Origin of the sequence: Microbacterium gorillae, from assembly GCF_000826185.2 — a bacterium.
Lineage (GTDB): Bacteria > Actinomycetota > Actinomycetes > Actinomycetales > Microbacteriaceae > Microbacterium > Microbacterium gorillae.
In genome coordinates this window covers 144,472-166,818 of the sequence record NZ_LN648871.1, presented here as the reverse complement: position 1 = coordinate 166,818, position 22,347 = coordinate 144,472, and the positions used below count along the sequence as shown (strand labels likewise).

At 69.2% G+C, this 22,347-nt stretch carries 23 protein-coding genes; 2 read left to right on the top strand and 21 right to left on the bottom strand.

The genetic code is table 11. The annotated features are described in order from the left end of the window. Positions 1–7 precede the first annotated feature (7 nt). Both argH and BN1193_RS01845 read right to left on the bottom strand, forming a co-directional pair. Positions 8–1,435 (bottom strand): argininosuccinate lyase, encoded by a 1,428-nt coding sequence (gene argH / locus BN1193_RS01850; protein WP_040163583.1) that lies wholly within the window; start codon positions 1,433–1,435, stop codon positions 8–10. Positions 1,436–1,466: 31 nt separating this feature from the next. After that, positions 1,467–2,207 carry a hypothetical protein gene (locus BN1193_RS01845; RefSeq protein ID WP_141396601.1) on the bottom strand — a complete coding sequence of 247 codons (741 nt, stop codon included), beginning with the start codon at positions 2,205–2,207 and terminating at the stop codon, positions 1,467–1,469. A 110-nt stretch (positions 2,208–2,317) separates the two neighbouring features. Here BN1193_RS01845 and BN1193_RS01840 point away from each other — a divergent pair, with 110 nt between their 5' ends. Next, complete coding sequence (locus tag BN1193_RS01840) at positions 2,318–2,887, top strand: hypothetical protein (protein ID WP_141396600.1); 570 nt, start codon at positions 2,318–2,320, stop codon at positions 2,885–2,887. Positions 2,888–2,974: 87 nt separating this feature from the next. On the opposite strand, the gene argF is transcribed toward BN1193_RS01840, so the two are convergent. The 15 genes from argF to BN1193_RS01765 form a co-directional block, all read right to left on the bottom strand. Then, positions 2,975–3,904: an ornithine carbamoyltransferase gene (gene argF, locus BN1193_RS01835; protein ID WP_040163577.1), complete on the bottom strand. Its 930-nt coding sequence runs from the start codon at positions 3,902–3,904 to the stop codon at positions 2,975–2,977. Beyond that, positions 3,901–5,100 carry an acetylornithine transaminase gene (locus BN1193_RS01830; protein WP_040163575.1) on the bottom strand — a complete coding sequence of 400 codons (1,200 nt, stop codon included), beginning with the start codon at positions 5,098–5,100 and terminating at the stop codon, positions 3,901–3,903. The genes argF and BN1193_RS01830 overlap by 4 nt, the downstream gene beginning before the upstream one ends. Continuing rightward, entirely contained in the window at positions 5,097–6,005 is a 909-nt protein-coding gene (gene argB, locus BN1193_RS01825; protein ID WP_040163573.1) for an acetylglutamate kinase, read from the bottom strand. Before argB ends, BN1193_RS01830 begins: the two co-directional genes overlap by 4 nt. After that, on the bottom strand, positions 6,002–7,159 hold the full coding sequence (gene argJ, locus BN1193_RS01820; protein ID WP_040163570.1) for a bifunctional glutamate N-acetyltransferase/amino-acid acetyltransferase ArgJ: 1,158 nt from the start codon (positions 7,157–7,159) through the stop codon (positions 6,002–6,004). The genes argB and argJ overlap by 4 nt, the downstream gene beginning before the upstream one ends. Further along, entirely contained in the window at positions 7,156–8,208 is a 1,053-nt protein-coding gene (argC, locus tag BN1193_RS01815) for an N-acetyl-gamma-glutamyl-phosphate reductase (RefSeq protein WP_040163569.1), read from the bottom strand. Before argC ends, argJ begins: the two co-directional genes overlap by 4 nt. Positions 8,209–8,433: 225 nt before the next feature. After that, entirely contained in the window at positions 8,434–9,834 is a 1,401-nt protein-coding gene (locus BN1193_RS01810) for an MATE family efflux transporter (RefSeq protein ID WP_052460329.1), read from the bottom strand. 53 nt (positions 9,835–9,887) lie between these two features. After that, positions 9,888–10,355 carry a MarR family winged helix-turn-helix transcriptional regulator gene (locus BN1193_RS01805; protein ID WP_052460328.1) on the bottom strand — a complete coding sequence of 156 codons (468 nt, stop codon included), beginning with the start codon at positions 10,353–10,355 and terminating at the stop codon, positions 9,888–9,890. A 60-nt stretch (positions 10,356–10,415) separates the two neighbouring features. Next, positions 10,416–10,715: a hypothetical protein gene (locus BN1193_RS17785; protein WP_141396599.1), complete on the bottom strand. Its 300-nt coding sequence runs from the start codon at positions 10,713–10,715 to the stop codon at positions 10,416–10,418. Between the two features lie 641 nt (positions 10,716–11,356). Beyond that, complete coding sequence (gene pheT / locus BN1193_RS01795; protein WP_040163568.1) at positions 11,357–13,891, bottom strand: phenylalanine--tRNA ligase subunit beta; 2,535 nt, start codon at positions 13,889–13,891, stop codon at positions 11,357–11,359. After that, a complete protein-coding gene (gene pheS, locus BN1193_RS01790) occupies positions 13,891–14,931 on the bottom strand; it encodes a phenylalanine--tRNA ligase subunit alpha (RefSeq protein WP_040163567.1) in 1,041 nt (346 codons plus the stop codon). The genes pheT and pheS overlap by 1 nt, the downstream gene beginning before the upstream one ends. Before the next feature lie 105 nt (positions 14,932–15,036). Beyond that, positions 15,037–15,978, bottom strand: a complete 942-nt coding sequence (locus BN1193_RS01785; protein WP_040163654.1) for an amino acid ABC transporter permease — start codon at positions 15,976–15,978, stop codon at positions 15,037–15,039. Continuing rightward, a complete protein-coding gene (locus BN1193_RS01780) occupies positions 15,975–16,628 on the bottom strand; it encodes an amino acid ABC transporter permease (RefSeq protein WP_040163566.1) in 654 nt (217 codons plus the stop codon). Before BN1193_RS01780 ends, BN1193_RS01785 begins: the two co-directional genes overlap by 4 nt. Before the next feature lie 59 nt (positions 16,629–16,687). Further along, the gene (locus BN1193_RS01775; protein WP_040163565.1) at positions 16,688–17,608 is read right to left on the bottom strand and encodes a glutamate ABC transporter substrate-binding protein; all 921 of its coding nucleotides are present in this window, start codon (positions 17,606–17,608) and stop codon (positions 16,688–16,690) included. Between the two features lie 44 nt (positions 17,609–17,652). Beyond that, positions 17,653–18,402, bottom strand: coding sequence for an amino acid ABC transporter ATP-binding protein (locus BN1193_RS01770; RefSeq protein WP_040163562.1), 750 nt, complete (start codon positions 18,400–18,402; stop codon positions 17,653–17,655). Between the two features lie 78 nt (positions 18,403–18,480). Continuing rightward, positions 18,481–19,458 (bottom strand): helix-turn-helix transcriptional regulator, encoded by a 978-nt coding sequence (locus BN1193_RS01765; protein ID WP_040163560.1) that lies wholly within the window; start codon positions 19,456–19,458, stop codon positions 18,481–18,483. 112 nt (positions 19,459–19,570) lie between these two features. Between BN1193_RS01765 and BN1193_RS01760 the strand changes: the two genes are divergently transcribed. Beyond that, positions 19,571–19,966: a RidA family protein gene (locus BN1193_RS01760; RefSeq protein WP_040163653.1), complete on the top strand. Its 396-nt coding sequence runs from the start codon at positions 19,571–19,573 to the stop codon at positions 19,964–19,966. A 6-nt stretch (positions 19,967–19,972) separates the two neighbouring features. On the opposite strand, the gene BN1193_RS01755 is transcribed toward BN1193_RS01760, so the two are convergent. From BN1193_RS01755 to infC, 4 genes are all read right to left on the bottom strand, one after another. Further along, positions 19,973–20,773, bottom strand: coding sequence for a TrmH family RNA methyltransferase (locus BN1193_RS01755; RefSeq protein ID WP_040163559.1), 801 nt, complete (start codon positions 20,771–20,773; stop codon positions 19,973–19,975). Positions 20,774–20,852: 79 nt separating this feature from the next. Next, entirely contained in the window at positions 20,853–21,239 is a 387-nt protein-coding gene (rplT, locus tag BN1193_RS01750) for a 50S ribosomal protein L20 (protein ID WP_040163557.1), read from the bottom strand. A gap of 30 nt (positions 21,240–21,269) precedes the next feature. After that, positions 21,270–21,464: a 50S ribosomal protein L35 gene (gene rpmI, locus BN1193_RS01745; protein WP_040163556.1), complete on the bottom strand. Its 195-nt coding sequence runs from the start codon at positions 21,462–21,464 to the stop codon at positions 21,270–21,272. Positions 21,465–21,530: 66 nt separating this feature from the next. After that, complete coding sequence (gene infC / locus BN1193_RS01740; RefSeq protein ID WP_094770219.1) at positions 21,531–22,181, bottom strand: translation initiation factor IF-3; 651 nt, start codon at positions 22,179–22,181, stop codon at positions 21,531–21,533. Positions 22,182–22,347: the final 166 nt, after the last annotated feature.

The window sequence follows — 22,347 nt, the reverse complement described above, 5'->3', positions numbered from 1 at the left end:
GGTGCGCTCAGGCCCAGGCGTTCGCCAGGTCCTGCGTGCGCGCGATCAGTTCGGCGCGCTGCTCGGCCACCCGGACCGGCGCGGTGCCGCCGACGCCGTCTCGGCTGGCGACCGACCCACCGATGGACAGCACGGTGCGGACGTCCGGCGTGAGGTGCTCGGAGACGGAGGCCAGGAGCGCGTCGTCCGCGTCCTCGAGGCCGATGCCCTGCTCCTCGCACGCGCGGACCAGCGCGCCGGAGACCTCGTGCGCGACGCGGAACGGCACGCGCTGCTTCACGAGCCACTCGGCGACGTCGGTCGCCAGGGAGAAGCCCTGCGGCGCGAGCTCGGCCATCCGATCGGTGTCGAAGCGCATCGTGGCGACCATGCCGGCGAAGGCCGGCAGGACGAGCTCGAGCGTCGCGACGGAGTCGAACACCGGCTCCTTGTCCTCCTGCAGGTCGCGGTTGTACGCCAGCGGCAGGGCCTTCAGGGTCGCCAGCAGCCCGGTGAGGTTTCCGATCACGCGACCGGCCTTGCCGCGCGCGAGTTCGGCGATGTCCGGGTTCTTCTTCTGCGGCATGATGCTCGACCCGGTCGAGTACGCGTCGTGCAGCGTGACGAAGCCGAACTCCCGCGTGTTCCAGAGGATGATCTCCTCTGCGAACCGGGACAGATCGATGCCGATCATCGCGAGGATGAAGGCGAACTCGGCGACGACGTCGCGGGCCGCGGTGCCGTCCATCGAGTTCTCCGCCGGGCGCTCGAGACCGAGCTCCCGGGCGACGAGTGCGGGGTCGAGACCCAGAGTCGAGCCAGCGAGCGCTCCCCCGCCGTACGGCGAGACGACGGCGCGCGTGCGCCAGTCACGCAGGCGCTCCAGGTCCCGGACGAGGGGCCACGCCTGCGCCTGCAGATGGTGCGCGAGCAGCACCGGCTGAGCGTGCTGCAGGTGGGTGCGACCGGGCATGATGGCGCCGTCCGCCGCCTCGGCCTGCGCGACGAGCGCGTCGATCAGGCGGGTGACCTCGCGCGCGATGACTGCGGCATGGTCGAGCAGGTACATGCGCACGAGCGTCGCGATCTGGTCGTTGCGGCTGCGGCCGGCGCGGATGCGTCCCCCGAGCTCCGTGCCGGCGCGCTCCAGGAGGCCCCGTTCGAGGGCACCGTGGACGTCCTCATCCGACTCCGCCGCGACGAACGTGCCGTCCGCGACGTCGGTGGCGAGGCGGTCCAGTGCGGCGTGCATGTCACGGAGCTCGTCGTCCGTCAGGTACCCGGCGGCGTTCAGCGCGGCGGCGTGCGCCTTCGAACCGCGGATGTCGTAGGGCGCGAGCACCCAGTCGAAGTGCGTGGATCGGCTGAGCGCCGCGAGCTCCGGGGACGGTCCGTCCGCGAAACGGGCTCCCCACAGCGCGCCCTCGTTCGTGCCTTCGTGCTTGTCAGTGCTCACCGGACCAGCCTACCGGCGGCTTGCCGCAGCCTCAGCCGCCGATACCCCAGAGCGGCCGCGCGGGGCTCAGGCTCACGACCACGGGGATGGGCAGGAAGCCGATGGTGAAGCCGCGGGTGATGATGTGGACGTCACCGACCGTATCCGCCATCAGGTCGGCCTGCTCAGCGCTCACGGCGAACGTTCCGCAGTCGGTCCACAGCTTGTACTCGGCGGCGGTTCCGCTGTGATCCCATCCGTGTCCGGAGACCGCGCACACGCCACGGTCGACCGGGAGCAGCGGGGCGATGATCCCGGTGGCAAGCGCGAGCGCCACGACGACGGCGGTGACGCGGGCGCGGGGCGTGCGGTCCGTCGCCGACCAGTCGACCGCGAGCACCAGGACGACGATGCCGAGCGCCACCGCGAGCGCGGTCATCGGCACGGCGCCATGCTGCGGCCAGAACGCGGTCAGCACGCAGGCGGTCGTCGCCGTGAGCGAATACATCGCCGTCGTGGCCGCGAACCACGGGCGTCCGGTCACGGCGGCCGGTGAGCCCGAGCGGCGCAGGAGCGCGACCAGGATGAGCACCGCGCCCAGGAGGCATGCGGCGAGCAGCATGCTGGCGCCGAACAGCCCCTCCACGTTCGACCAGGAGCTGGGGATCAGCGCGAAGAGGACCCAGCAGCCGAGTGTGAGGAGCGCGCAGGCCCCGACCGCCAGCACCGGTAGGACGGCCAGCGTCGCCGCGAGCGCAACCAGCCGCAACTCGCCTCCCACTTTTTTGAACACGTTCAGAACCTATCGCAGCGAACCCCTCTGCGCAATGTCCCGGCCCGCAGGACACGATCAGCCGACAGTTGCGGTTTGCCGACGCCTCCGGCCGCCTCTACTGTTTTCGGATGGCATCTCGACCGAACCTCACCGCCCGCGCACAGCCCTCCGCGGGACGGGTGGCCGTCCTCGCCGGACTCGTCGCCGTCGCCCTCCTCGGCGGCTTCCTGATGACGCTGGGCTGGGACTTCCTCGGCGTCGGCCTCGCGGCGGTCCCCGGCGCAGCCGTCGCCGCGGCGGTCGTGGGAGTGCGGCTGCGCGGAGCGGCGGCGCTCACGACGCTCGGGGTGTGCGTCCCGTTCCTCTTCGCCGCACCGGCGGCCCTCACGGTTGTGATCGTGGTGCTCGCCTGCGTGGTCGCGGAGCTGCCGGTGGCGATCGGCGGGTGGCGCGTGTTCAGCATCCCCCGTGCCGTGCTCGCCGCAACCCTGCCCTACCTCGTGGCAGCCATCGCAGCCTTCCTCGATGTGACGATCTTCAACATCTGGTTGGGCGCCGACGCGCTGGACGGGCTCGTCGTGGTCGTCGCTCTCATCGGTTTGGTGAGCGCTGCGATCGGCGCCGTCATCACCGCGCCGATCGTGAGGGCGGTACGCCGCCGTCACGATCATGTCGAGTCCACCGCCGCCCAGAGCTGACGCACCGAGGCGAAACACCACGAAGCGCTCGAAACCCTCATGCGGTGCATGGGGTCTCGAGCGCTTGATGGTGTTTCGTCGGCTGGGTTAGGCCGCGGCGCGGGCCAGGAGCCAGACCAGGAGGGCCTTCTGCGCGTGGAGGCGGTTCTCCGCCTCGTCCCAGATGACGGACTGCGGGCCGTCGATGACGGCTGCGTCCACCTCGTAGCCGCGGTCGGCGGGAAGGCAGTGGATGAAGATCGCGTCCGACGCGGCCTCGGCCATGAGCTCGGTCGTGACCTTGTAGGAGCCGAAGGAGTCCAGGCGCGCCTGCTTCTCCTCCTCCTTGCCCATCGAGACCCACGTGTCGGTGACGACGACGTCGGCACCGGCCGCGGCCTCGTGGATGTCGGTCGTGACCGAGACCGAGCCGCCGGTGGTGTCGGCGATCGCCTGCGCGTCGGCGATGACGTCCGCGCGCGGCGCGTAGTCTGCCGGCGAGGCGATGCGCACGTGCATGCCGGCCATCGCGCACGCCAGGGCGTAGGACTGGCCCATGTTGGACCGGCCGTCGCCGAAGAACGCGAGCGTGCGTCCGGCCAGCTCACCCTTGTGCTCACGGATCGTGAGCAGGTCCGCCAACAGCTGACACGGGTGGAACTCGTCGGAGAGGGCGTTGACGACCGGGACGCGCGTGCCCTCGGCCATCTCCTCGAGACCGGACTGCGCGTACGTGCGCCACACGATCGCGGCGACCTGGCGCTCCAGGACGCGGGCGGTGTCCGCCGGAGTCTCCTTGCCGCCGAGCTGGCTCGACGCGGTCGAGATGATCAGCGGCGAGCCACCGAGGTCCGCGATGCCGACGGCGAACGAGACGCGCGTGCGGGTCGAGGACTTGTCGAAGATGACGGCGACCGTCTGCGGCCCGGCGAGGGGCTTCTCCGACCAGCGGTCGGCCTTCAAATGCACGGCGAGATCGAGGATCTCGGCCTGCTCGGCGGGGGTGATGTCGTCGTCACGCAGGAAGTGACGGGTCATGCGCGTGCCTCCTCGGCAGTGGGGGTGCTCACGTCGGCGAGGGCCGCCGCGAACTGTCGGGTGAATTCTTCGACCTCGGCGTCGCCGATCGTGTAGGCCGGGGCGATGCGGATGACGTCGTCCGTCGGAGCGTTGATGATCAGCCCGTGGCGCTGCGCGGCCTCGCGCAGCTGCGCGGCCACCGGCTCGGCCAGGTGGATGCCGATCAGCAGACCCTTGCCGGACGTGCCGGTGACGCCCGGGAGCGCCTCGACCGCGGCGCGCAGCTGCGCACCGCGCGCGGTGACGTTCGCCAGGAGAGCATCGGACTCGATCGTGTCCACGACCGCCTGACCGACGGCGGTGCCGAGCGGGTTGCCGCCGAACGTGGAGTTGTGCGTGCCCGGGTAGAACAGGTCGCTGGCCGCTCCGAACGTGATCATCGCGCCGAGCGGGAAGCCGGCGGCGATGCCCTTGGCGAGTGTCACGGCGTCCGGGACGATGCCCTCGTGCTGGAAGGCGAACCACTCGCCCGTGCGTCCCATGCCGGTCTGCACCTCGTCGACGATCAGCAGCGCGTTGTGCTCGGTGGTGAGCTCACGAGCGCGGCGGAGGAATCCCTCCGGGTGCTCGACCACGCCCGCCTCACCCTGGATCGGCTCGATGAAGATCGCCGCCACGGTGTCGTCGATGGCGGCTTCCAGGGCCTCGATCGTGTTGTCGATGTGGATCACGTCCGGCAGCAGCGGTCGGAACGGATCCTGGTAGATCGGCTTCGGGGTCAGCGACAGCGCACCGACGGACCGGCCGTGGAACGCGTGGTTCAGGCTGATGATCGTGCGCTTGCCGGTCTTGCCGCCGTGCAGGCGAGCGAGCTTGACGGCCGTCTCGTTGGCCTCGGTTCCGGAGTTCGCGAAGAACACGCGTCCGGACTCCCCCGTGCCGGCGAGGCGCTTCAGCGTCGCCGCGAAGGTGAGCTGCTGCGGGGTGGCGAAGTAGTTCGACACGTGCGTGAGCACGGCGGCCTGCTGCGAGACCGCGGCGACGAACGCCGGGTGCGCGTGACCGAGCGAGTTCACCGCGATGCCGCCGAGGAAGTCCAGGTAGCGGTTGCCGTCGGTGTCCCACACCGCGGAACCGTTCCCGCGCTCGAGCAGCGCGAGCCGCCCGCCGAGGCTCATCAGGTCGCGAGCCGCGTCATCCTGCCAGGCGGTCATTTCGCCACCACTTCCGTTCCGATTCCCTTGCTGGTGAAAAGTTCGACGAGGACCGAGTGGCGCACGCGGCCATCGATGATCGCGGCGCTCTCCACGCCGCCTTCGACGGCGTCCAGGCACGCGCGCATCTTGGGGATCATGCCGCTCTCCAGCTTCGGCATGAGCTCCGTGAGCTCCGCGGCGTTCAGGTGCGAGACCAGCGAGTCGCGGTTCGGCCAGTCCGAGTACAGGCCCGGGACGTCGGTCAGCACGACGAGCTTCTTCGCGCCCAGTGCGATCGCGAGGGCGGACGCGGCGGCGTCGGCGTTGACGTTCAGCGACTGGCCGGGGTGATCCAGGTCCGGTGCGATCGAGGACACCACCGGGATGCGTCCGGCGGCGAGGTGATCCAGGACCGGAGTCGGGTCGACCTTCACGACGTCGCCGACGCGACCGAGGGACTCCTCGACACCGTCGATGAGCACACCGCGCTGGCGACCGCCGAACAGCCCCGCGTCCTCACCGGACAGGCCGGTCGCGATGGGTCCGTGCGAGTTGATCTTCGCCACGAGCTGCGGGTTGATCTGACCGGTCAGCACCATGCGGACCACGCTGATCGCCTCGGTGGAGGTGACGCGGTACCCACCGCGGAACTCGCTGGGGATCGCGAGGCGGTCCAGCATGTCGGAGATCTGCGGACCGCCGCCGTGCACGACGACCGGACGCAGACCGACGTAGCGGAGGTACGCCATGTCCTCGGCGAACGCGTCCTGCAGGTCCTCCGAGACCATGGCGTTGCCGCCGTACTTGACCACGATGATGGCGTCACGGTAGCGCTGCAGCCAGGGCAGCGACTCGATGAGCATCGCGGCGCGGTCCGATGCGGTGACCGGATCGGTGTGCTGGAGATTGTCGGCGTCACTCATGAGGCGTAGGCACTGTTCTCGTGGACGTAGTCGTGGGTGAGGTCGTTCGTGAGGATCGTCGCGGTGGCGTCCCCCACCTTGAGGTCGATGACCAGCTGCGTGGCGCGCGGAGTGAGGTCCACATCCTCGCGCGGAGCGTCCGGGCCACCGTCGGTGCAGACGCGGACGCCGTTCATCCACACATCCACGCGGTACGGGTTGAACTCCGCCTGCGTGGTGCCGATCGCGGCGAGCACGCGACCCCAGTTCGGGTCATTGCCGAAGATCGCGGCCTTGAACAGGTTGTTCCGTGCGACCGAGCGACCCACCTCGACGGCGTCCGCCTCGTTCATGGCGTGCTCGACCGTGATGGTGATGTCGTGGCTGGCACCCTCGGCGTCGCTCTGCAGCTGCTCGGCGAGATCCAGGCACACCTCGGTGAGGGCCATCGCGAACTCGTCCAGGCCCGGGGCGATCTCGGACGCGCCGGATGACATCAGGGTGACCTGGTCGTTCGTGGACATGCAGCCGTCGGAGTCGAGGCGATCGAACGTCAGTGACGTGGCGCGGCGCAGCGCGGTGTCGGCCTCGGCGGCGGTGAGCACCGCGTCCGTCGTGATCACGACGAGCATGGTCGCCAGCCCCGGCGCGAGCATGCCCGCACCCTTGGCCATGGCGCCGATCGTCCAGCCGTGACGCGTGAGGACCGACCGCTTCGGACGCGAATCGGTCGTCATGATCGCGAGCGACGCATCCTCGCCGCCGTCCGCGGACAGCGCGGCCACACCCTGCTCGACGCCGGTGAGCACCTTGTCGCGGAAGACCTGGTCACCCGTGCCGATCAGTCCGGTCGAGCACACGATCACGTCCCCCGAACTGACGCCGAGCAGCTCGGCCGTCTTCTCCGCGGTCTGGTGCGAGGTCTGGAAACCGAACGCGCCGGTGAAGCAGTTGGCTCCGCCGGAGTTCAGCACGATCGCCTCGACGACGCCGTCCTTGATGGCCTCCTTCGACCACAGCACCGGGTTGGCGAGAGCGCGGTTGGACGTGAACACCGCCGCGCCGACCTTCTGCGGACCGCGGTTGACGACCACGGCGACGTCCGGCTTGCCGGTCGACTTCAGTCCGACCGCGACTCCGGCGGCCTCGAATCCCTGTGCGGCCGTGACGCTCACGGTGCGACTCCGTTCACGGTGAGGGCCCGGTCCTCGGGGAGGCAGAGCGCGATGTTCATGGATTGGATGGCGGCACCGGCGGTGCCCTTGGCGAGGTTGTCCACCGCGGTGACCACGGTGACGCGGCCGGCATTGCGGTCGATCACGAGCCCGAGGAGGGCGGTGTTGGCGCCGAGGACGTCCGCCGTGCGCGGCACCTGACCCTCGGGCAGGAGCTGCACGAAGGTCTCGCCCGCGTACGCGTCCGCCCACGCCGCGCGCAGCTGCGCGTCGGTGACGCCGTCAGCGATCTTCGCGGTGGTGGTCGCGAGGATGCCCCGTGCCATCGGGACGATCACCGGGGTGAAGCTGATGCGGACCTCGCCCGTGGCACCGGCCCAGCGCAGCCCCTGACGGATCTCCGGGATGTGCCGATGCGTGCCGCCGACCGCGTACGGGTTCGCACTGCCGAGGATCTCGCTGCCGAGCAGGTGCGGCTTGAGGCTCTTGCCGGCGCCGCTCGGTCCGACGGCGAGCACCGTGACGATGTCGTCCGACTCGATCACGCCGGCGGCGATGCCGGGCGCGAGGCTCAGCTCGACCGTGGACGCGTTGCATCCCGGTGCGGCGATCCGGGTTGCTCCGACCAGGTTCTCGCGCTGCTTGCGCGCCCCGCCGTCGATGAGCAGCTCCGGGACGCCGTACGCCCACGGCTCGTGGAACGCGCCGCCGTAGAAGGCGTCCCACGCCTCGCGATCGGCCAGGCGGTGGTCCGCCCCGGCGTCGATCACCAGCGGTACGTCGGCCAGCTGATCGGTGTACTGCCCGGACTGGCCGTGCGGCAGGGCGAGGAACACGATGTCGTGGCCGGCGAGGACCTCCGGCGTGGTGTCCTGCAGCTGCAGGTGGGAGAGCGAGCGGAGGTGCGGCTGATGAGCGACAAGAGGCTGTCCGGCGTTCGAGTGCGCCGTGACGGTGCGGATCTCGACGTCGGGGTGGTTCGCGAGCAGGCGCAGAATCTCGCCACCCGCGTAACCGGATGCGCCGGAAACGGCGACCGAATACGTCATGTTTTCTACCTTATGGTCAGCGGAACAGGGCCGGGAACGGCGACACCGACCTTCCGCCGCATGCAGGCACGACGAACGCGGGGCCGCCTAGATTCGGCGTGCCGGCTGACGTCGACGCACGATGACGCTCGGAGAGAGCGTGAACGAGGAGTGCGCCTGCGGCATGGAGCGAGGTTACTCCGGACGCGCCGCCGCGACCAAATCGATCGAGGCGGCGCGCGGCGATCACACAGCCGGTTCGACCACCGGTTCGGACGCGTCGGGGCGCTGGGCGAGGATCGTCCGGCGGCTCGTCCGGAACAGGATGAGTCCGAGCAGGAACGTCGCCGCCTCGGCGATGGTCATGGACCAGATCACGCCCTCCATCCCGAGCCACAGGTTCGCGGCGAGCACGACGGGGATGAACACGACGCCCTGGGCGACCGACATGATCATCGCCTGCGGCGCGCGTCCGGTGGCCTGGAACACCGCGATGAGGAGCCCTGCGATCCCGTTGAAGATCGTCGACACGAGCATCGCGGTGAGCACCAGTCCGCCGTCGGCGAGGACGGCCGGGTCAGCACTGAACAAGGCGAGCATCGGCTCGCGGAAGACGAACACCAGGGTGGAGAACACGACGGTGACGGCGAGGATCGCGATCGCGCTGGACGAGATCGCGCGCCGCAGTCGTGCCGTGTTGCCGGACCCGAAGGCGTAGGCGAACAGCGGGATCGCACCGATGTAGATGCCCATGCAGATCATCTCGGGCAGCTGAGCGACCCGCAGCGCCACGCCCATCGAGGCCAGCAGAGCATCGCTGTAGGACGCGGCGATCCAGTTCATGACCAGGGACGTGACGATCAGGAAGCCGCTCATCAGCAGTTCGGACGCGCCGACGCCGAAGACGGTACGCAGGATGTCACCGTCCACCCGCAGGTCGCGGAGCGACAGCGAGACGACCTCGCTGCGACGCATCAGCCACCACACGTAGTAGCCGACCATCACGAGGTTGGACAGCCCGAGTGCGAGACCGGCGCCGAGGACACCCCAACCGAGCACGAGGATGAACAGCACGTCCAGGAGGAGGTTCGCGATGGTCGAGGCGATCAGGCCTGTCATCGACGCCACCGCCGCTCCCTCGGCGCGGACGAGCTGCTCGAGCGCGAAGGCGAGGACGAGGATCGGCGTGAACGCGAACATCGCGCCGACGTACAGCGCGGTCGGGGCGAGGCTTGGTCCGGCCGCTCCCAGCAGGCCGGCGATCGGCGTGGCGAACACGAGCCCGAGGATCCCGACGATGACGCCGGTGAACAGGGATCCCCAGAACGTGAACGAGGAGACCTGGCGCGCACGTCCGGCCGTCGCGGTCGGGTCGGCCGCGACCTCCTCGCTGCCGAGCAGGCGCGAGATGTAGGTCCCACCGCCGACGCCGAACACACCGCCGACGGCCATGATCAGTCCGAACACGGGCAGCGAGAAGGTGAGCGCCGCCAGCAGCGGGGTCGAGTGGAGCGCGCCGATGAACCCGGCGTTGATGATGTTGTAGATGACACCGACGGACATCCCGGCGATCATCGGGATGCAGAGATGGATGAGCGCACGCCAGATGGGGGCGGACGCGAGGACGGTGCGGTTGTTTGAAGACATGGGTGATCCTCCGTTCCGAGAACGGCTTTCGTGAGGGATGGATCAGACGCGCGTCAGAGCGGGCGTCTGTCGGGGGTGGCGGTCCGGTCGAAGTCGCGATACTTCTCCGGCACCAGCCGATTCAGGAGCCCGAGCAACTCGCTCTGCTCCGTCTCGCTCAGAGACGAGTAGAGCCGCTTCTGAGCAGCGGCCATCTTCTCGTCGAAACCCGCGACCACGCGGAAGCCCGCTGCGGTCGGGGTGATCAGCTTCACGCGTGAGTCGGTGGGTGAGGGCGCGCGGGTGATCAGCCCGCGGTCCTCCAGCCCCTGCAGGAGGCTCGCCACCGACGCCGGCGTGGTGTGGGACACCGCGGCGAGATCCTTGGCGATCACGCCGCGCTCGTGATTGGCCTCGATGTAGCCGAGACTCATCGCCTGCTGCGGAGTGAGATCGGTCTCGCCGATCGCCTCCATCATCAGGTCGCGCTGCGCGAACGAGACGGCCCGGACGGCCGTCGTGATCTGTTCCGCGATATCCATAGTTAGAACTCTAACAGTATGAGTTCTAACTATCAACATCTCGACGGGAGGTCACCCTCCTCAGCCGAAGGGTGCGAGCTCCGTGCGGATGGCGGCGAAGGAAGCGGCCATCTCCGGACCGCCGAGGAAGTCCTCCAACGCCGCCGGGTGCTGGTCATCGACGGCCTCCAGCGCGAGCCAGGCGAGCCTCCGGGCGCCGTCCTCCGTGTCCCCCGACCGAACCACCGCATACGCCTCCAGCGCGTCCAGGGCGCGGAGCAGCCCCGGATCCATGTCGCCGTCGGACAGGGTCCCGGCATCCACTGCGGCGAGGGCGGCATGGAGCTCTTCGGCCGTGGCGGTGGCGGCTCGAGCCGCCACCGCCTCGAACGCCGCGCGCGCCGGGGGGGGGGGGTCCTCTGCCCGCACGCGACCGCGGTCCACGAGATCGACCCGCTCTGCCGCCCGCCCCGCCTCCCCCCCCCGCGCGCCGGGGGCGCGGAGCGCCCCGGGTCCCTGGCCGCCGTCGGCCGGGGCCCCGGCACCCCCTGGGGGGGGGGCGGCAGGGGGCTCTGCGGCGGGGGGGGGGGCGGCTCGACCCGCCACCGCCTCGAACGCTGCGCGCGCGGGCGGGGTGAGCTCCTCTGCCAGCACGCGACCGCGATCCACGAGATCGACCAGCTCTGCGACCCGTCCGGCAGCGAACCAGCGCCGCACATCCGGCGATGCGGCGTGCACGAAACGTCGCACGTCATCAACGACGTCTTCGTATCTCATGCCGTCAGCGTGGCATGCTCCCGGTCCACTCTCACGAACAGCCTCGGAGGCCTTCGGCGACAGTTCGATAACGGCGGTGAGAAGTCCCACATCTCGCGGTGCCGTCGGTCTCCGACGGTGGGACCATATCCCCCGCCGGCGGAACGCGGATGTCGCGACCGGAGCTGTCATCCGCACGGGAGACCTGCCTCCGCAGTGACAGAAGACGACGGGCCCGAGTCGCCTCGGGCCCGTCGCAACGTGGTTCAGTCGCGGATTTTCGCGCCGAGGTCGCGTTCGGCCGCGGCGACCCCGGCGAGCTTGGCCTCCGTGGCCTCAGCGGCGGTGAGCGTGCGATCGGCCGCGCGGAAGCGCAGGGCGAACGTGAGGCTCTTCGTCCCGTCCTCCAGCCCGGCACCGCGGTACACGTCGACGAGGCGGGCGGACTCCAGGAGCTCCCCCGCGCCGGCGCGCAGCGTCGCCTGCACCGCGCCCGCGGCGACGTCGGTACCCACGACGAGCGACACGTCCTGGGTGGCGGCCGGGAACGTCGCGAGCGAAGCCGCGACCGGACGGTCAGCCGCCGTGGACAGGAGCAGATCCAGATCCAGCTCGGCGACCGTGACCCGGCCGGGCAGATCGGCGTCCGCGGACACCTGCGGCAGCAGCTCGCCAACGTACCCGACCTCAACGCCGGCAGCGCTCAGCACACCCGTGCGTCCGGGGTGCAGCGCAGCGCGCTCGCCCTGGGCCACGTCGATCGTGACGCCGGCGGCGACACCGATCGCGCGGACCGCGTCCAGCGCGTCGACGAGGTCGTAAGCCTCGGCGGCCTGACCCGGCTGCTTGAGAACGCGGTTGCCCGCCAGGAGCACGGCGACGTGGCGCGGCTGCGGAGGGATGGACGCGTTCAGCGCATCGATCACGTCCTGGCCCGGGTGCGCGCCGAGCGGGGGAACCTCGTCGGTGCCGTAGGTGACGCCGGGCTCGGGGAGGAACACCGCCCCGGTCTCGAACAGCGCGAGGTCCGTGAGGCCGCGTGCGGTGTTGCGGTGCGCGACGGCCAGCAGACCCGGGATCAGCGAACGGCGCAGGAACGGCGCCTGGCCGTCCAGCGCGTTCGCGAGCCGAATGCTCGGCAGGTGCTCCCCGGACGCGGAGCCGTGCAGGTCATTCGCCGCCTCGTTCACGAACGGGAACGAGGGCGTCTCGACGAAGCCCGCGGCCGCGAGCGTGTTCGACACGCGACGACGGCCCTGCTGCGCGGCCGTGAAGCCGCGGCCCGACGGCGGCGTCGGCAGCACCGACGGAATGCGGTCGAGTCCGTACACGCGCGCGACCTCTTCGGCGAGGGTCCACTTGTCGGTGAGGTCCGGGCGCCAGGTCGGCGGCAGGACGACGAGCACGTCGGCGTCCTCACCGGACTCGAGCTCGCAGCCGATGGCTGTAAGAGCGGACGTGACCTCGTCCTCGGTGTAGTCCACACCGATCAGCGCGCCGATGAAGCCGCGCGGCAGATCGATGCCGACCTGCACGATGTCGGCGCCGAGGTGGCCACCGAGGGTGTCCAGCGTGCCACCCGCGTGCTCGACCATGAGGTCGGCGACACGGCGGGCCGCGACGAACGCGATCGCCGGGTCCACACCGCGCTCGAAACGCTTGGACGCCTCGCTCGGCAGCTTGTGCCGGCGGGCGGTGCGCGCGATCGAGACGGTGTCGAAGTTGGCCGCCTCGATCAGGACGTTCGTGGTGGTCTCGCTCATCTCGGTGGTGCCGCCGCCCATGACGCCCGCCAGGCCGATGGCGCCGGACTCGTCGGTGATGAGCAGGTCCTCGTCGCTGAGCGTGCGCTCGGTGCCATCGAGGGTGGTGAGCTTCTCCCCCTGCGCGGCACGGCGGACGGTGATGCCGCCGGTGAGCTTGTCCAGGTCGTAGCCGTGGATCGGGTTGCCGAGCTCGAGCATGACGTAGTTGGTGATGTCGATCAGCACACCGAGCGAACGGATGCCGGCGAGGTTCAGCCGTGAGCTCATCCACGACGGCGTCGGGGCGGAGGGGTCGACACCCCGCACGACACGCACCACGAACTCGTTCACGCCGCTGTTGCCGCGGATCGGACGCTCGTCGTCGACGACGATGGAGAAGCCTTCGCCCTCGCCGATCTCGTCGGCGCTGCGGTCGGCCGGGTCGCGATAGTCCTGGCCCGTCGCCAGGGCGTATTCGCGCGCGACACCGCGGAGGGACAGCGCGTACCCGCGGTCCGGCGTGACGTTGATCTCGAACGCCTCGTCGTCGAGACCCAGGAGCGCGATCGCGTCGGCACCCACGGGCGCATCGTCCAGACCGATCTCGGTCAGTCGCAGGATGCCGTTGTGCTCATCGCCGAGGCCCAGCTCACGTGCGGAGGCGATCATGCCGTCGGACACGTGGCCGTACGTCTTGCGCGCGGCGATCGGGAACGGACCGGGCAGCACGGCACCCGGCAGCGTCACGACGACCTTGTCGCCGGGGAAGAAGTTGCCGGCACCGCAGACGATGCCGTGCACGGCCTCGCCGCCGTCCGCCGCCGTCTGCCCCTCCGGGGCGACCTGGACCTGGCACCAGCGGATGGTCTTGCCGTTCTTCTGCGGCTCCTCCTCGAACGACAGCACCTGACCGACGACGATGGGGCCCCGCAGGTCGGCGCGGTGGATGTCCTCCTCCTCGAACCCGACCTGGACGAGTGTGGCGAGGATGTCCTCGCTGGTCGCGTCGGTGGGAACCTCGACGAGCTCCCGCAGCCATGAGAGTGGGACGCGCATCAGACCACCATTCCGAACTGCTCGCTGAAGCGGACATCGCCCTCGGCCATGTCGCGCATGTCTTCCACGCCGCTGCGGAGCATGAGCGTGCGCTCGATGCCCATGCCGAAGGCGAACCCGGAGTAGACCTCCGGGTCGATGCCGCCGGCGCGCAGGACGTTGGGGTTCACCATGCCGCAGCCACCGACCTCGATCCAGCGGGCGCCACCCGGGAAGGTCGGGTGCCACAGGTCCAGCTCGGCGCTGGGCTCGGTGAACGGGAAGTAGTTGGTGCGGAAGCGCGTCTTCGCGTCCGCGCCGAAGAGCTCGCGCGCGACGTGGTCGAGCGTCCCCTTGAGATTCGCCATCGTGATGCCCTTGTCCACGACGAGTCCCTCGTACTGCGTGAACACCGGCAGATGCGTGGAGTCGAACTCGTCGGTGCGGTACACGCGGCCCGGGCAGAGGATGTAGATCGGCACCTCGCGGGTGAGCATCGAGCGCATCTGGACCGGGCTGGTGTGCGTGCGCATCACCAGGTGACGATCGACGGGGTCGACGAAGAACGTGTCCTGCATCTGACGCGCCGGGTGGTCGACGTCGAAGTTCAGCGCGTCGAAGTTGAACCACTCGTGCTCGAGCTCGGGACCCTCCGCGATCTCCCAGCCCATGCCGACGAAGAGGTCTGCGACCTCGTCCTGGACGAGCGTGAGCGGGTTGCGCGCACCGACGCGGCGGCGCGAACCCAGCGCGGTGATGTCCACCCGCTCGGACTCGAGCTTCGCGGCCGTCTCGGCGGCGGCGAGCTCGGCCTCGCGCGCGACGAACGCCTGCGAGACGCGGCCGCGGGCCTGGCCGACGAGCTTGCCGAACCCGGCCTTCTGCTCGGGCGCGACCTGGCGCAGCGAGGCGTTCAGTTTCGCCAGCGGCGAGCCTTCGGCCTGGTGGGCGGCGCGAGCCGCCTTGAGCGCGGCGGTGTCGGCGGCCGCGGCGACGGCGTCCAGCGCCTCGGCGACCGCGGCATCGACCGCTTCGGGGGTGATCAGGGGTGAGTCAGACACAGTAGACGAGTCTACCGGCGCTCCTCCCCCACCCTGGCACGGCGGCGGGACCGACGACGGGCCCGGAGGAGTTCCTCCGGGCCCGTCGTCGTGCTGTGTGTTCGATCACAGGGGGTTGGCTCCCTGGTTCTTGTCGTACAGAGCCATGTTCTGCAGCCCGATCACCGAGGTCTCGGTGCCGTCGTGGAGCAGCGCCGGGTTTCCGCCGCCGCCGGCGGCGTCCGCCTTCAGCGCCTTCTGCCGCTTGGTCATCCGCATCTCCACGAACTTCGCGATGCCGGAGAGGATCAGGCACATCGCGATGTAGATGATGGCGACCACGATGCCCGCCTGCAGCAGGGGACGACCGGGCTGCGAGCTCAGCTGCTTGGCCGTGTACAGCAGCTCGGGGTAGGTGATGATGAAGCCGAGCGCGGTGTCCTTCAGGGTGACGACGAGCTGCGCGATGATGACCGGCATCATGTTGCGCACCGCCTGCGGCAGCAGGATGAGCGTCATGACGCCCGTCTTGCGCAGACCGATCGCGTAACCGGCCTCCTTCTGCCCGCGTGGCAGCGCCTCGATACCGGCGCGCAGCGCCTCGGCGAGGACGGACCCGTTGTACAGGATCAGTGCCAGCACGACCGCGACGAACGGCGTCATCTTCAAATCGGGCAGCACGGACGGCAGTCCGTAGAAGAACAGCATCATCAGGACCAGCACCGGGATGGCGCGCAGGAGCTCAACGATGCCGGTGAAGATGCCTCGCACCCACGCGTGGTCGGACAATCGCCCGACCGCCAGCACGAAGCCGAGGATGAGGCTGCCGACGGCGGCCACGAGGAACGCACTGACCGTGGCCCAGGTCGCCTTGCCGATTGTGAGCCACACGTTGGTGTACGTGAAGATGTTCCACTTCGCCGCCGAGAACTGCCCGGTCTCGATGAAGCGCCAGACGATGAAGCCGACGGCGGCCAGGACCACGAGGACCGTGACGACGCCGAGGATCCGGTTGCGCGCGATGGCGCGGGGTCCGGGGACGTCATACAGGACGGATGCACCGCTCATCGCACGATCCTCCACTTCCGCTCCATGATTCGCTGCACCCAGGCCAGGAGCAGCACCAGCACCACGAAGATGGCCGCGACCCAGAGCAGGATCTCGAGCATCGTGCCGGGCCGATCGTTGTCGGCGACCGTGGCGCGGACGGTGGCGAGCTCGGCGATGCTGAAGCCCGCGGCGACCGTCGTGTTCTTCAGCAGGGCGATGAACACGCTCATCATCGGCGGCATGACAGAGCGGAACGCCTGCGGCAGGACGACCTGGCTCATCACCTGTCCGAACGGGAGACCGATCGCACGGGCCGCCTCGGCCTGTCCGACGGGCACCGTGCTGATGCCCGCGCGCAGCACCTCGGCGACGTACGTCGCGGTGTAGATGCTGATGGCGGCGATGGCGAGGACCAGTGGCGGAAGGTCCGGCAACCCGAGCTTCGGGTAGCCGAAGACGAAGAAGAAGAACACCAGCGTCAGCGGGGTGTTGCGGATGATGTTGACGTACGCGGTCCCGACGGCGCGGGCGACGGGAATCGGTGACACGCGCATGGCGCCGACGAGCAGGCCGAGAACGAGTGCGATCACCCCGCCCGCGAAGAACAGGATGAGCGTGTTGCTCAGTCCCTCAGACCACAGATCGAGGTTGCCGATCAAGGCGTCCATCGATCCTCCTCTCCAGAGAGATGATCCGGGGAGCTTGCGCTCCCCGGATCATCCGAGTGTCACTTGTCGACAGCGGGCTGTTCGACCTTCAGGCCGGACGCGCCGAGGTTGTTGTCGAAGATCTTCTGCCACACGTCGTGACCGTCGGTCAGCGTCTTGTTGAAGAAGTCCTTCAGCGCGGTGTCGTCCTTGGCGACACCGATGCCGTAGCGCTCCTCCGTGAAGGGCTCACCGACGACCTTGAGCTCGTCCGGGTCCTGTGCGGCGTAACCGAGCAGGATGGCCTGGTCGGTGGTGACCGCGTCGACCTGCTTGTTGATCAGGGCCTCGACGCAGGCCGAGTAGAGGTCGAACGCCTGGGTCTTGGTGTCCGGGAAGTTCTGCTCGATGTTCTGCAGCGGCGTGGAACCCGTCGCGGAGCAGACCGTCTTGCCCTTGAGGTCCTTCTCGCTCTTGATGTCCGTCTCGCCCGCGCGGACCAGCAGGCCCTGACCGGTGATGAAGTACGGACCGGCGAAGGAGATCTGCTGCTTGCGCTTGTCGGTGATCGAGTAGGTGCCGACGTAGTAGTCGATGTCCCCGTTCACGATGGCCTGCTCACGGTTGGCCGAGGCGATCGCCTTGAACTCGATCTTGTCCTCGTCGAAGCCGAGCGAAGCCGCCATCCAGCGGGCGATGTCGACGTCGAAACCGGTGCGGTCACCGGTGGCGGCGTCGAGGTAGCCGAGACCGGGCTGGTCCTCCTTGACACCGATGATGACCTTGTCACGCTTGGTCATCGCGTCGAATGTCGGCGATCCGTCGAGCTTGACGTCGGTGGCGACGGTCCAGGGGGTCGACGATCCGCCGTTGCCGGCGTCACCGCCGTCCGTGGCACCGCCGGTGCCACCCGCCGTCGGGCTGCCGCTGTTGCAGCCGGTGAGGGCGAGTGCGGCCGCTGCGGCCAGACCGAGGCCGGCGAAGATGCGGGACTTGCGCATGTGTTTTCCTCCTTGGTGAAAGTGGATGTGCTCCGAGCCGAGGCTCAGTGCGTCAGAAGCTTGGAGAGGAAGTCCTTGGCCCGATCCGTCTGCGGGTTCGTGAAGAACTCCTCGGGCGTGGCCTCCTCCAGGATGCGACCGTCGGCCATGAAGACCACGCGGTTGGCGGCCTTCCGGGCGAAGCCCATCTCGTGGGTGACGACGATCATCGTCATGCCGCTCTCGGCGAGTTCGACCATGACGTCCAGGACCTCGTTGATCATCTCCGGGTCCAGGGCCGAGGTCGGCTCATCGAAGAGCATGACCTTCGGGTTCATGGCCAGCGCGCGGGCGATCGCGACGCGCTGCTGCTGGCCACCCGAGAGCTGCGCGGGCAGCTTGTTCGCCTGCTGGTCGACGCCCACCCGCTTGAGCAGTGTGTGCGCCTCGCGCTCGGCGTCCGCCTTGGACATCTTCTTGACCTTGATCGGGCCGAGCGTGACGTTCTCGAGGATCGTCTTGTGCGCGAAGAGGTTGAACGACTGGAAGACCATGCCGACCTCGGCGCGCAGATTGGCGAGCGCCTTGCCCTCCGCGGGCAGCGGCTCACCGTCGATCGCGATGGTGCCGGAGGTGATCGTCTCCAGGCGGTTGATCGTGCGGCACAGCGTGGACTTTCCGGAGCCGGACGGTCCGATGACCACGACCACCTCACCCTTGTTGACGGTGAGGTTCACATCCTTGAGAGCGTGGAAGTCGCCGTAGTGCTTTTCCACGTCCGCGACGACGACGAGGGGTTGTCCTGACTCTGCCATGCCCCAACCCTAAGAACTTGCTGGGAAAGCGACGGAATTTCCGCGCAGTGGTTACCGAGCCGTAACATGAGGACACTCTCACGCCGGGGACTCCCCCGCGTAGCGGGCAGCGATCACCGCCGCACGATCGTGCAGAGCGCGACGCACCTCTTCCGGTGCCAGCACCTCGACGGCGGGCCCCATCCCCCACAGCGCCCACACCGCGTGGCGCTCGTCTTCGAAGCTCACCGTCATCCGCGTCCGCCCGTCGTGCTCGAGCGCGGACTCCCGCACGGCGCGCACATGGGCGAGCAGTTCGTCACGGTGCGCGGACGCGACGAGGATGTCCACGTCGAGGCGCGCATCGGCGAGGAAGCGTGCGCTGCGGCGCTCCCAGTCCGCGGCGAGGTCCACATCCGCGGGTCGGACCGCCGCGTCCGGGAGGACCTCCGCCGCGCGAACGCGCGACAGCCGATACGTGCGGTCCGCCCCCACCACCGTCGCGAGCAGGTACGCCCGCCCTCGCACCGTGACCAGACCGAGCGGATCGACCGTGCGCGAGGTCGGCGGACTCTCCGGCGCGGCGTACTCGATCCGCAGGCGCAGTCCCTCGACGACGGCACGCCGCACGGCGGTAAGCACCGCCGGTGGGATCTCCTCCGCCGCTCGCGGGCGTGAAAGCAGATCCGTGGCGGGCTCGACAAGGAAGCGCGCCGACGCGTCCTCGATGCCCTGACGGTGGGCGTCCGGCAACGCGTCGCGCACTTTGAGCATCGCCGCCGCCAGCGACGCGCTCATCCCGAAGTGTCCGTCGGTGTGCGCTCGACCGGCGGTGATCAGCGCGACGGCCTCGTCCGGACTCAGACCCGTCAGTTCCGTCCGGAATCCGGGAAGCAGGGAGAAGCCGCCGTGTCGGCCGCGGTCGACGTAGACCGGCACGCCGGCGGTGGAGAGAGCTTCGATGTCGCGGAGCACCGTCCGGGTGGAGACCTCGAGTTCCGCCGCGAGGGCGCTCGCCGTCATCCGCCCCCGCTGCCGCAGCAGGAGCACCAGGGAGACCAGGCGATCGGCACGCATGGTTCATTCTCTTCGGAATACCCGACAGAGGGTGTCGTGATTATCCGGAAGCGTGATCTCAAGGCGTGGTTCCGGGGCAGAGCACCGGACGCCGAGACGGAGGGTGAACATCATGGAACGACGGACGGTCAACCCCACGACCTGGTCGCTGGCATTGGGATTCACGCAGGGCGAGCTGGTGGCCGACGCCACACGCACCCTGTACGTCTCGGGGCAGACGGCGATGGACACGTCCGGTGTCCCCCAGCACCCGGACGACGTCGCGGCGCAGGCCGCGTTGGCGATGGACAATCTGGAGGCGGTGCTGGCTGAGGCCGGGATGACCCTCGCGCACCTCGTCCGTCTCGCCGTGTACGCGACGGACATCGACGGCCTCATGCCGCACTACGGCGTGATCGCCGGTCGACTCGCGGCGGCCGGAGCGACGCCGACCTCGACCATGCTCGAGGTGTCCCGGCTCGCGGTGCCCGGTCAGCTCATCGAGGTGGAGGGCGTGGCGGTGGCGTGACCGACGTCAGGAGCGCTGTGCGAAGGCGCTCTCGTACAGGCACACGCTGGCGGCGGTGGCGAGGTTGAGCGACTCCGCCCGACCGTAGATCGGCAAGCGCAGAGCCGTGTCGGCGGCGGCGAGAGCGTCGTCCTCGAGACCGCGGGCCTCATTGCCGAACAGCCAGGCTGTGGGCCGAGCCAGCACGCCGTCGGCGCGAGCGGCGAGGAGGTCCTCACCCTTCACGTCCGCGGCCACGACCTGAACGCCGGCGGCGTGCGCGTGTTCGATGACCTCATCCAGCTCGACGCCGACGACGACCGGAACGTGAAAAAGCGAACCGGTCGTGGAGCGGACGACCTTCGGGTTGTAGGGGTCCACGGTGCGCCCGGTCAGGATCACCGCATCTGCCCCGGCAGCGTCTGCGGCGCGGATGATCGTGCCGAGGTTGCCGGGGTCCCGGACCTGCTCGCATACGGCGAGCAGCCGCGGCGAGTCAGCGAACACCGCATCGAGGGACGCGGGCGTCTGTCGGGCGACGGCGATGAGTCCCTGCGGGGTGACGGTGTCCGCCATCGCCGCGAGGACCGCCTCGCTCGCGAACGTCGCACGCACACCGGCCTCGTCCGCGGCGGCGCGCAGATCAGCGTGCTTCTCCCACGCGGCCGGCGTGACGTAGAGGTCGATCACGGCGTCGGGTCGGTACGCGAGCACCTCACGGACCGACTGCGGACCCTCCAGCAGGTACGTGCCGGTGTCCGTGCGCGCGCTGCGCTTGGTGAGCTTCGCGACGGCCCTCACACGGGGCGAGCGGGGGTTCTCGAGCACCCCCTCAGTCTATGTGTCCGCGAGGGAAACGAATGAGGCGCCCTCCCGAAGGAAGGCGCCTCATGTCCGAGACGGATGCTTACGCAGCCGTGCGGGGAGCGTTGACGTCGCTGGGCAGCGCAGCCTTGGCGGTCGCGACGAGCGAGGCGAAGGTCGCCGGCTCGTTCACGGCCAGCTCGGCCAGCATGCGACGGTCGACCTGCACACCCGCGAGGCCGAGGCCCTGGATGAAGCGGTTGTACGTCATGCCGTTCTGGCGAGCAGCGGCGTTGATGCGCTGGATCCACAGACGACGGAAGTCGCCCTTGCGCTTACGGCGGTCGCGGTACGCGTAGACGAGCGAGTGGGTGACCTGCTCCTTCGCCTTGCGGTACAGGCGCGAACGCTGTCCACGGTAACCGGATGCGCGCTCAAGAATAACGCGACGCTTCTTGTGGGCGTTTACCGCCCGCTTGACACGTGCCATGTCTGGATTCCTAACTTATTCCGGACGCGTTCAGCGACCGAGGAGCTTCTTGACGACCTTGGCGTCGGCCGGGGCGAGAACCTGGTCCTGGTTCAGACGTGCCTTGCGACCGCTCGACTTGACCTCGAGGTTGTGGCGCATGCCCGCCTGCTGCTTCATGATCTTGCCGCTGCCGGTGACCTTGAAGCGCTTCTTGCTGCCCGAGTGGGTCTTCTGCTTCGGCATCTTCTCTTCCTTACTTTTCCGCCTCGTGGGGCGCGGTTTTCGCCCTGGGGGCGGGGATCTGTGGGGTTATTCCGCAGTCTCGGACGCCGAAGCGCCGCTGCGCTCGGCACGCGCGTCACGCGCGGCCTGCTTCGTCGCCGCACGCTGAGCGTTCTGCTCGGCCTTGGCGTCGGACTTGTTGCGGTGCGGAGCGATCACCATCACCATGTTGCGGCCGTCGATCGTCGGGTTGGACTCGACAGCACCGAACTCGGCGACGTCCTCCGCGAACTTCTTCAGCAGTCGCACACCCTGGTCCGGACGCGACTGCTCGCGACCGCGGAACAGGATCATCGCCTTGACCTTGTCACCCGCCTTGAGGAAGCCCTCAGCGCGCTTGCGCTTGGTGTCGTAGTCGTGCTGATCGATCTTCAGGCGGAAGCGGACCTCCTTGAGGACCGTGTTGGCCTGATTGCGACGAGCTTCCTTGGCCTTCTGGGCGGCCTCGTACTTGAACTTCCCGTAGTCCATGATCTTGACCACGGGAGGCTTCGAGTTGGGGGCGACCTCAACGAGATCGAGGTCGGCCTCCTGAGCCAGGCGGAGCGCAACCTGGATGGCGACAACGCCGATCTGCTCGCCTGCGGGGCCGACGAGTCGGACCTCCGGCACGCGAATGCGCTCGTTGGTGCGGGGATCGCTGATGCGGAACTCCTCTGAAATGGTGGTTTCGGCCACCACGACGCGATGATCGCGACGTGAGCGGAAGAATGATCCGTTTCCACCCGCCGACGTGTCCCCAGCGTCGGCTCGCACCCTGACTACCCCTGACGAACAGGAGCGGAGTGCTGACCCGGTAGCCTGGAACGGCAAGCGCGGGTGGGAATGAATCCTCTTTCGTCTG

Bases quoted from the DNA above. Each gene is read 5' to 3' on its own strand.
- BN1193_RS01840 (WP_141396600.1), top strand. From the start codon at position 2,318: ATGGCATCTCGACCGAACCTCACCGCCCGCGCACAGCCCTCCGCGGGA.
- argF (WP_040163577.1), bottom strand. From the start codon at position 3,904: ATGACCCGTCACTTCCTGCGTGACGACGACATCACCCCCGCCGAGCAG.
- BN1193_RS01830 (WP_040163575.1), bottom strand. From the start codon at position 5,100: ATGACCGCCTGGCAGGATGACGCGGCTCGCGACCTGATGAGCCTCGGC.
- argB (WP_040163573.1), bottom strand. From the start codon at position 6,005: ATGAGTGACGCCGACAATCTCCAGCACACCGATCCGGTCACCGCATCG.
- argC (WP_040163569.1), bottom strand. From the start codon at position 8,208: ATGACGTATTCGGTCGCCGTTTCCGGCGCATCCGGTTACGCGGGTGGC.
- BN1193_RS01810 (WP_052460329.1), bottom strand. From the start codon at position 9,834: ATGTCTTCAAACAACCGCACCGTCCTCGCGTCCGCCCCCATCTGGCGT.
- BN1193_RS01805 (WP_052460328.1), bottom strand. From the start codon at position 10,355: ATGGATATCGCGGAACAGATCACGACGGCCGTCCGGGCCGTCTCGTTC.
- pheT (WP_040163568.1), bottom strand. From the start codon at position 13,891: ATGCGCGTCCCACTCTCATGGCTGCGGGAGCTCGTCGAGGTTCCCACC.
- BN1193_RS01785 (WP_040163654.1), bottom strand. From the start codon at position 15,978: ATGAGCGGTGCATCCGTCCTGTATGACGTCCCCGGACCCCGCGCCATC.
- BN1193_RS01780 (WP_040163566.1), bottom strand. From the start codon at position 16,628: ATGGACGCCTTGATCGGCAACCTCGATCTGTGGTCTGAGGGACTGAGC.
- BN1193_RS01775 (WP_040163565.1), bottom strand. From the start codon at position 17,608: ATGCGCAAGTCCCGCATCTTCGCCGGCCTCGGTCTGGCCGCAGCGGCC.
- BN1193_RS01770 (WP_040163562.1), bottom strand. From the start codon at position 18,402: ATGGCAGAGTCAGGACAACCCCTCGTCGTCGTCGCGGACGTGGAAAAG.
- BN1193_RS01765 (WP_040163560.1), bottom strand. From the start codon at position 19,458: ATGCGTGCCGATCGCCTGGTCTCCCTGGTGCTCCTGCTGCGGCAGCGG.
- BN1193_RS01760 (WP_040163653.1), top strand. From the start codon at position 19,571: ATGGAACGACGGACGGTCAACCCCACGACCTGGTCGCTGGCATTGGGA.
- rplT (WP_040163557.1), bottom strand. From the start codon at position 21,239: ATGGCACGTGTCAAGCGGGCGGTAAACGCCCACAAGAAGCGTCGCGTT.
- rpmI (WP_040163556.1), bottom strand. From the start codon at position 21,464: ATGCCGAAGCAGAAGACCCACTCGGGCAGCAAGAAGCGCTTCAAGGTC.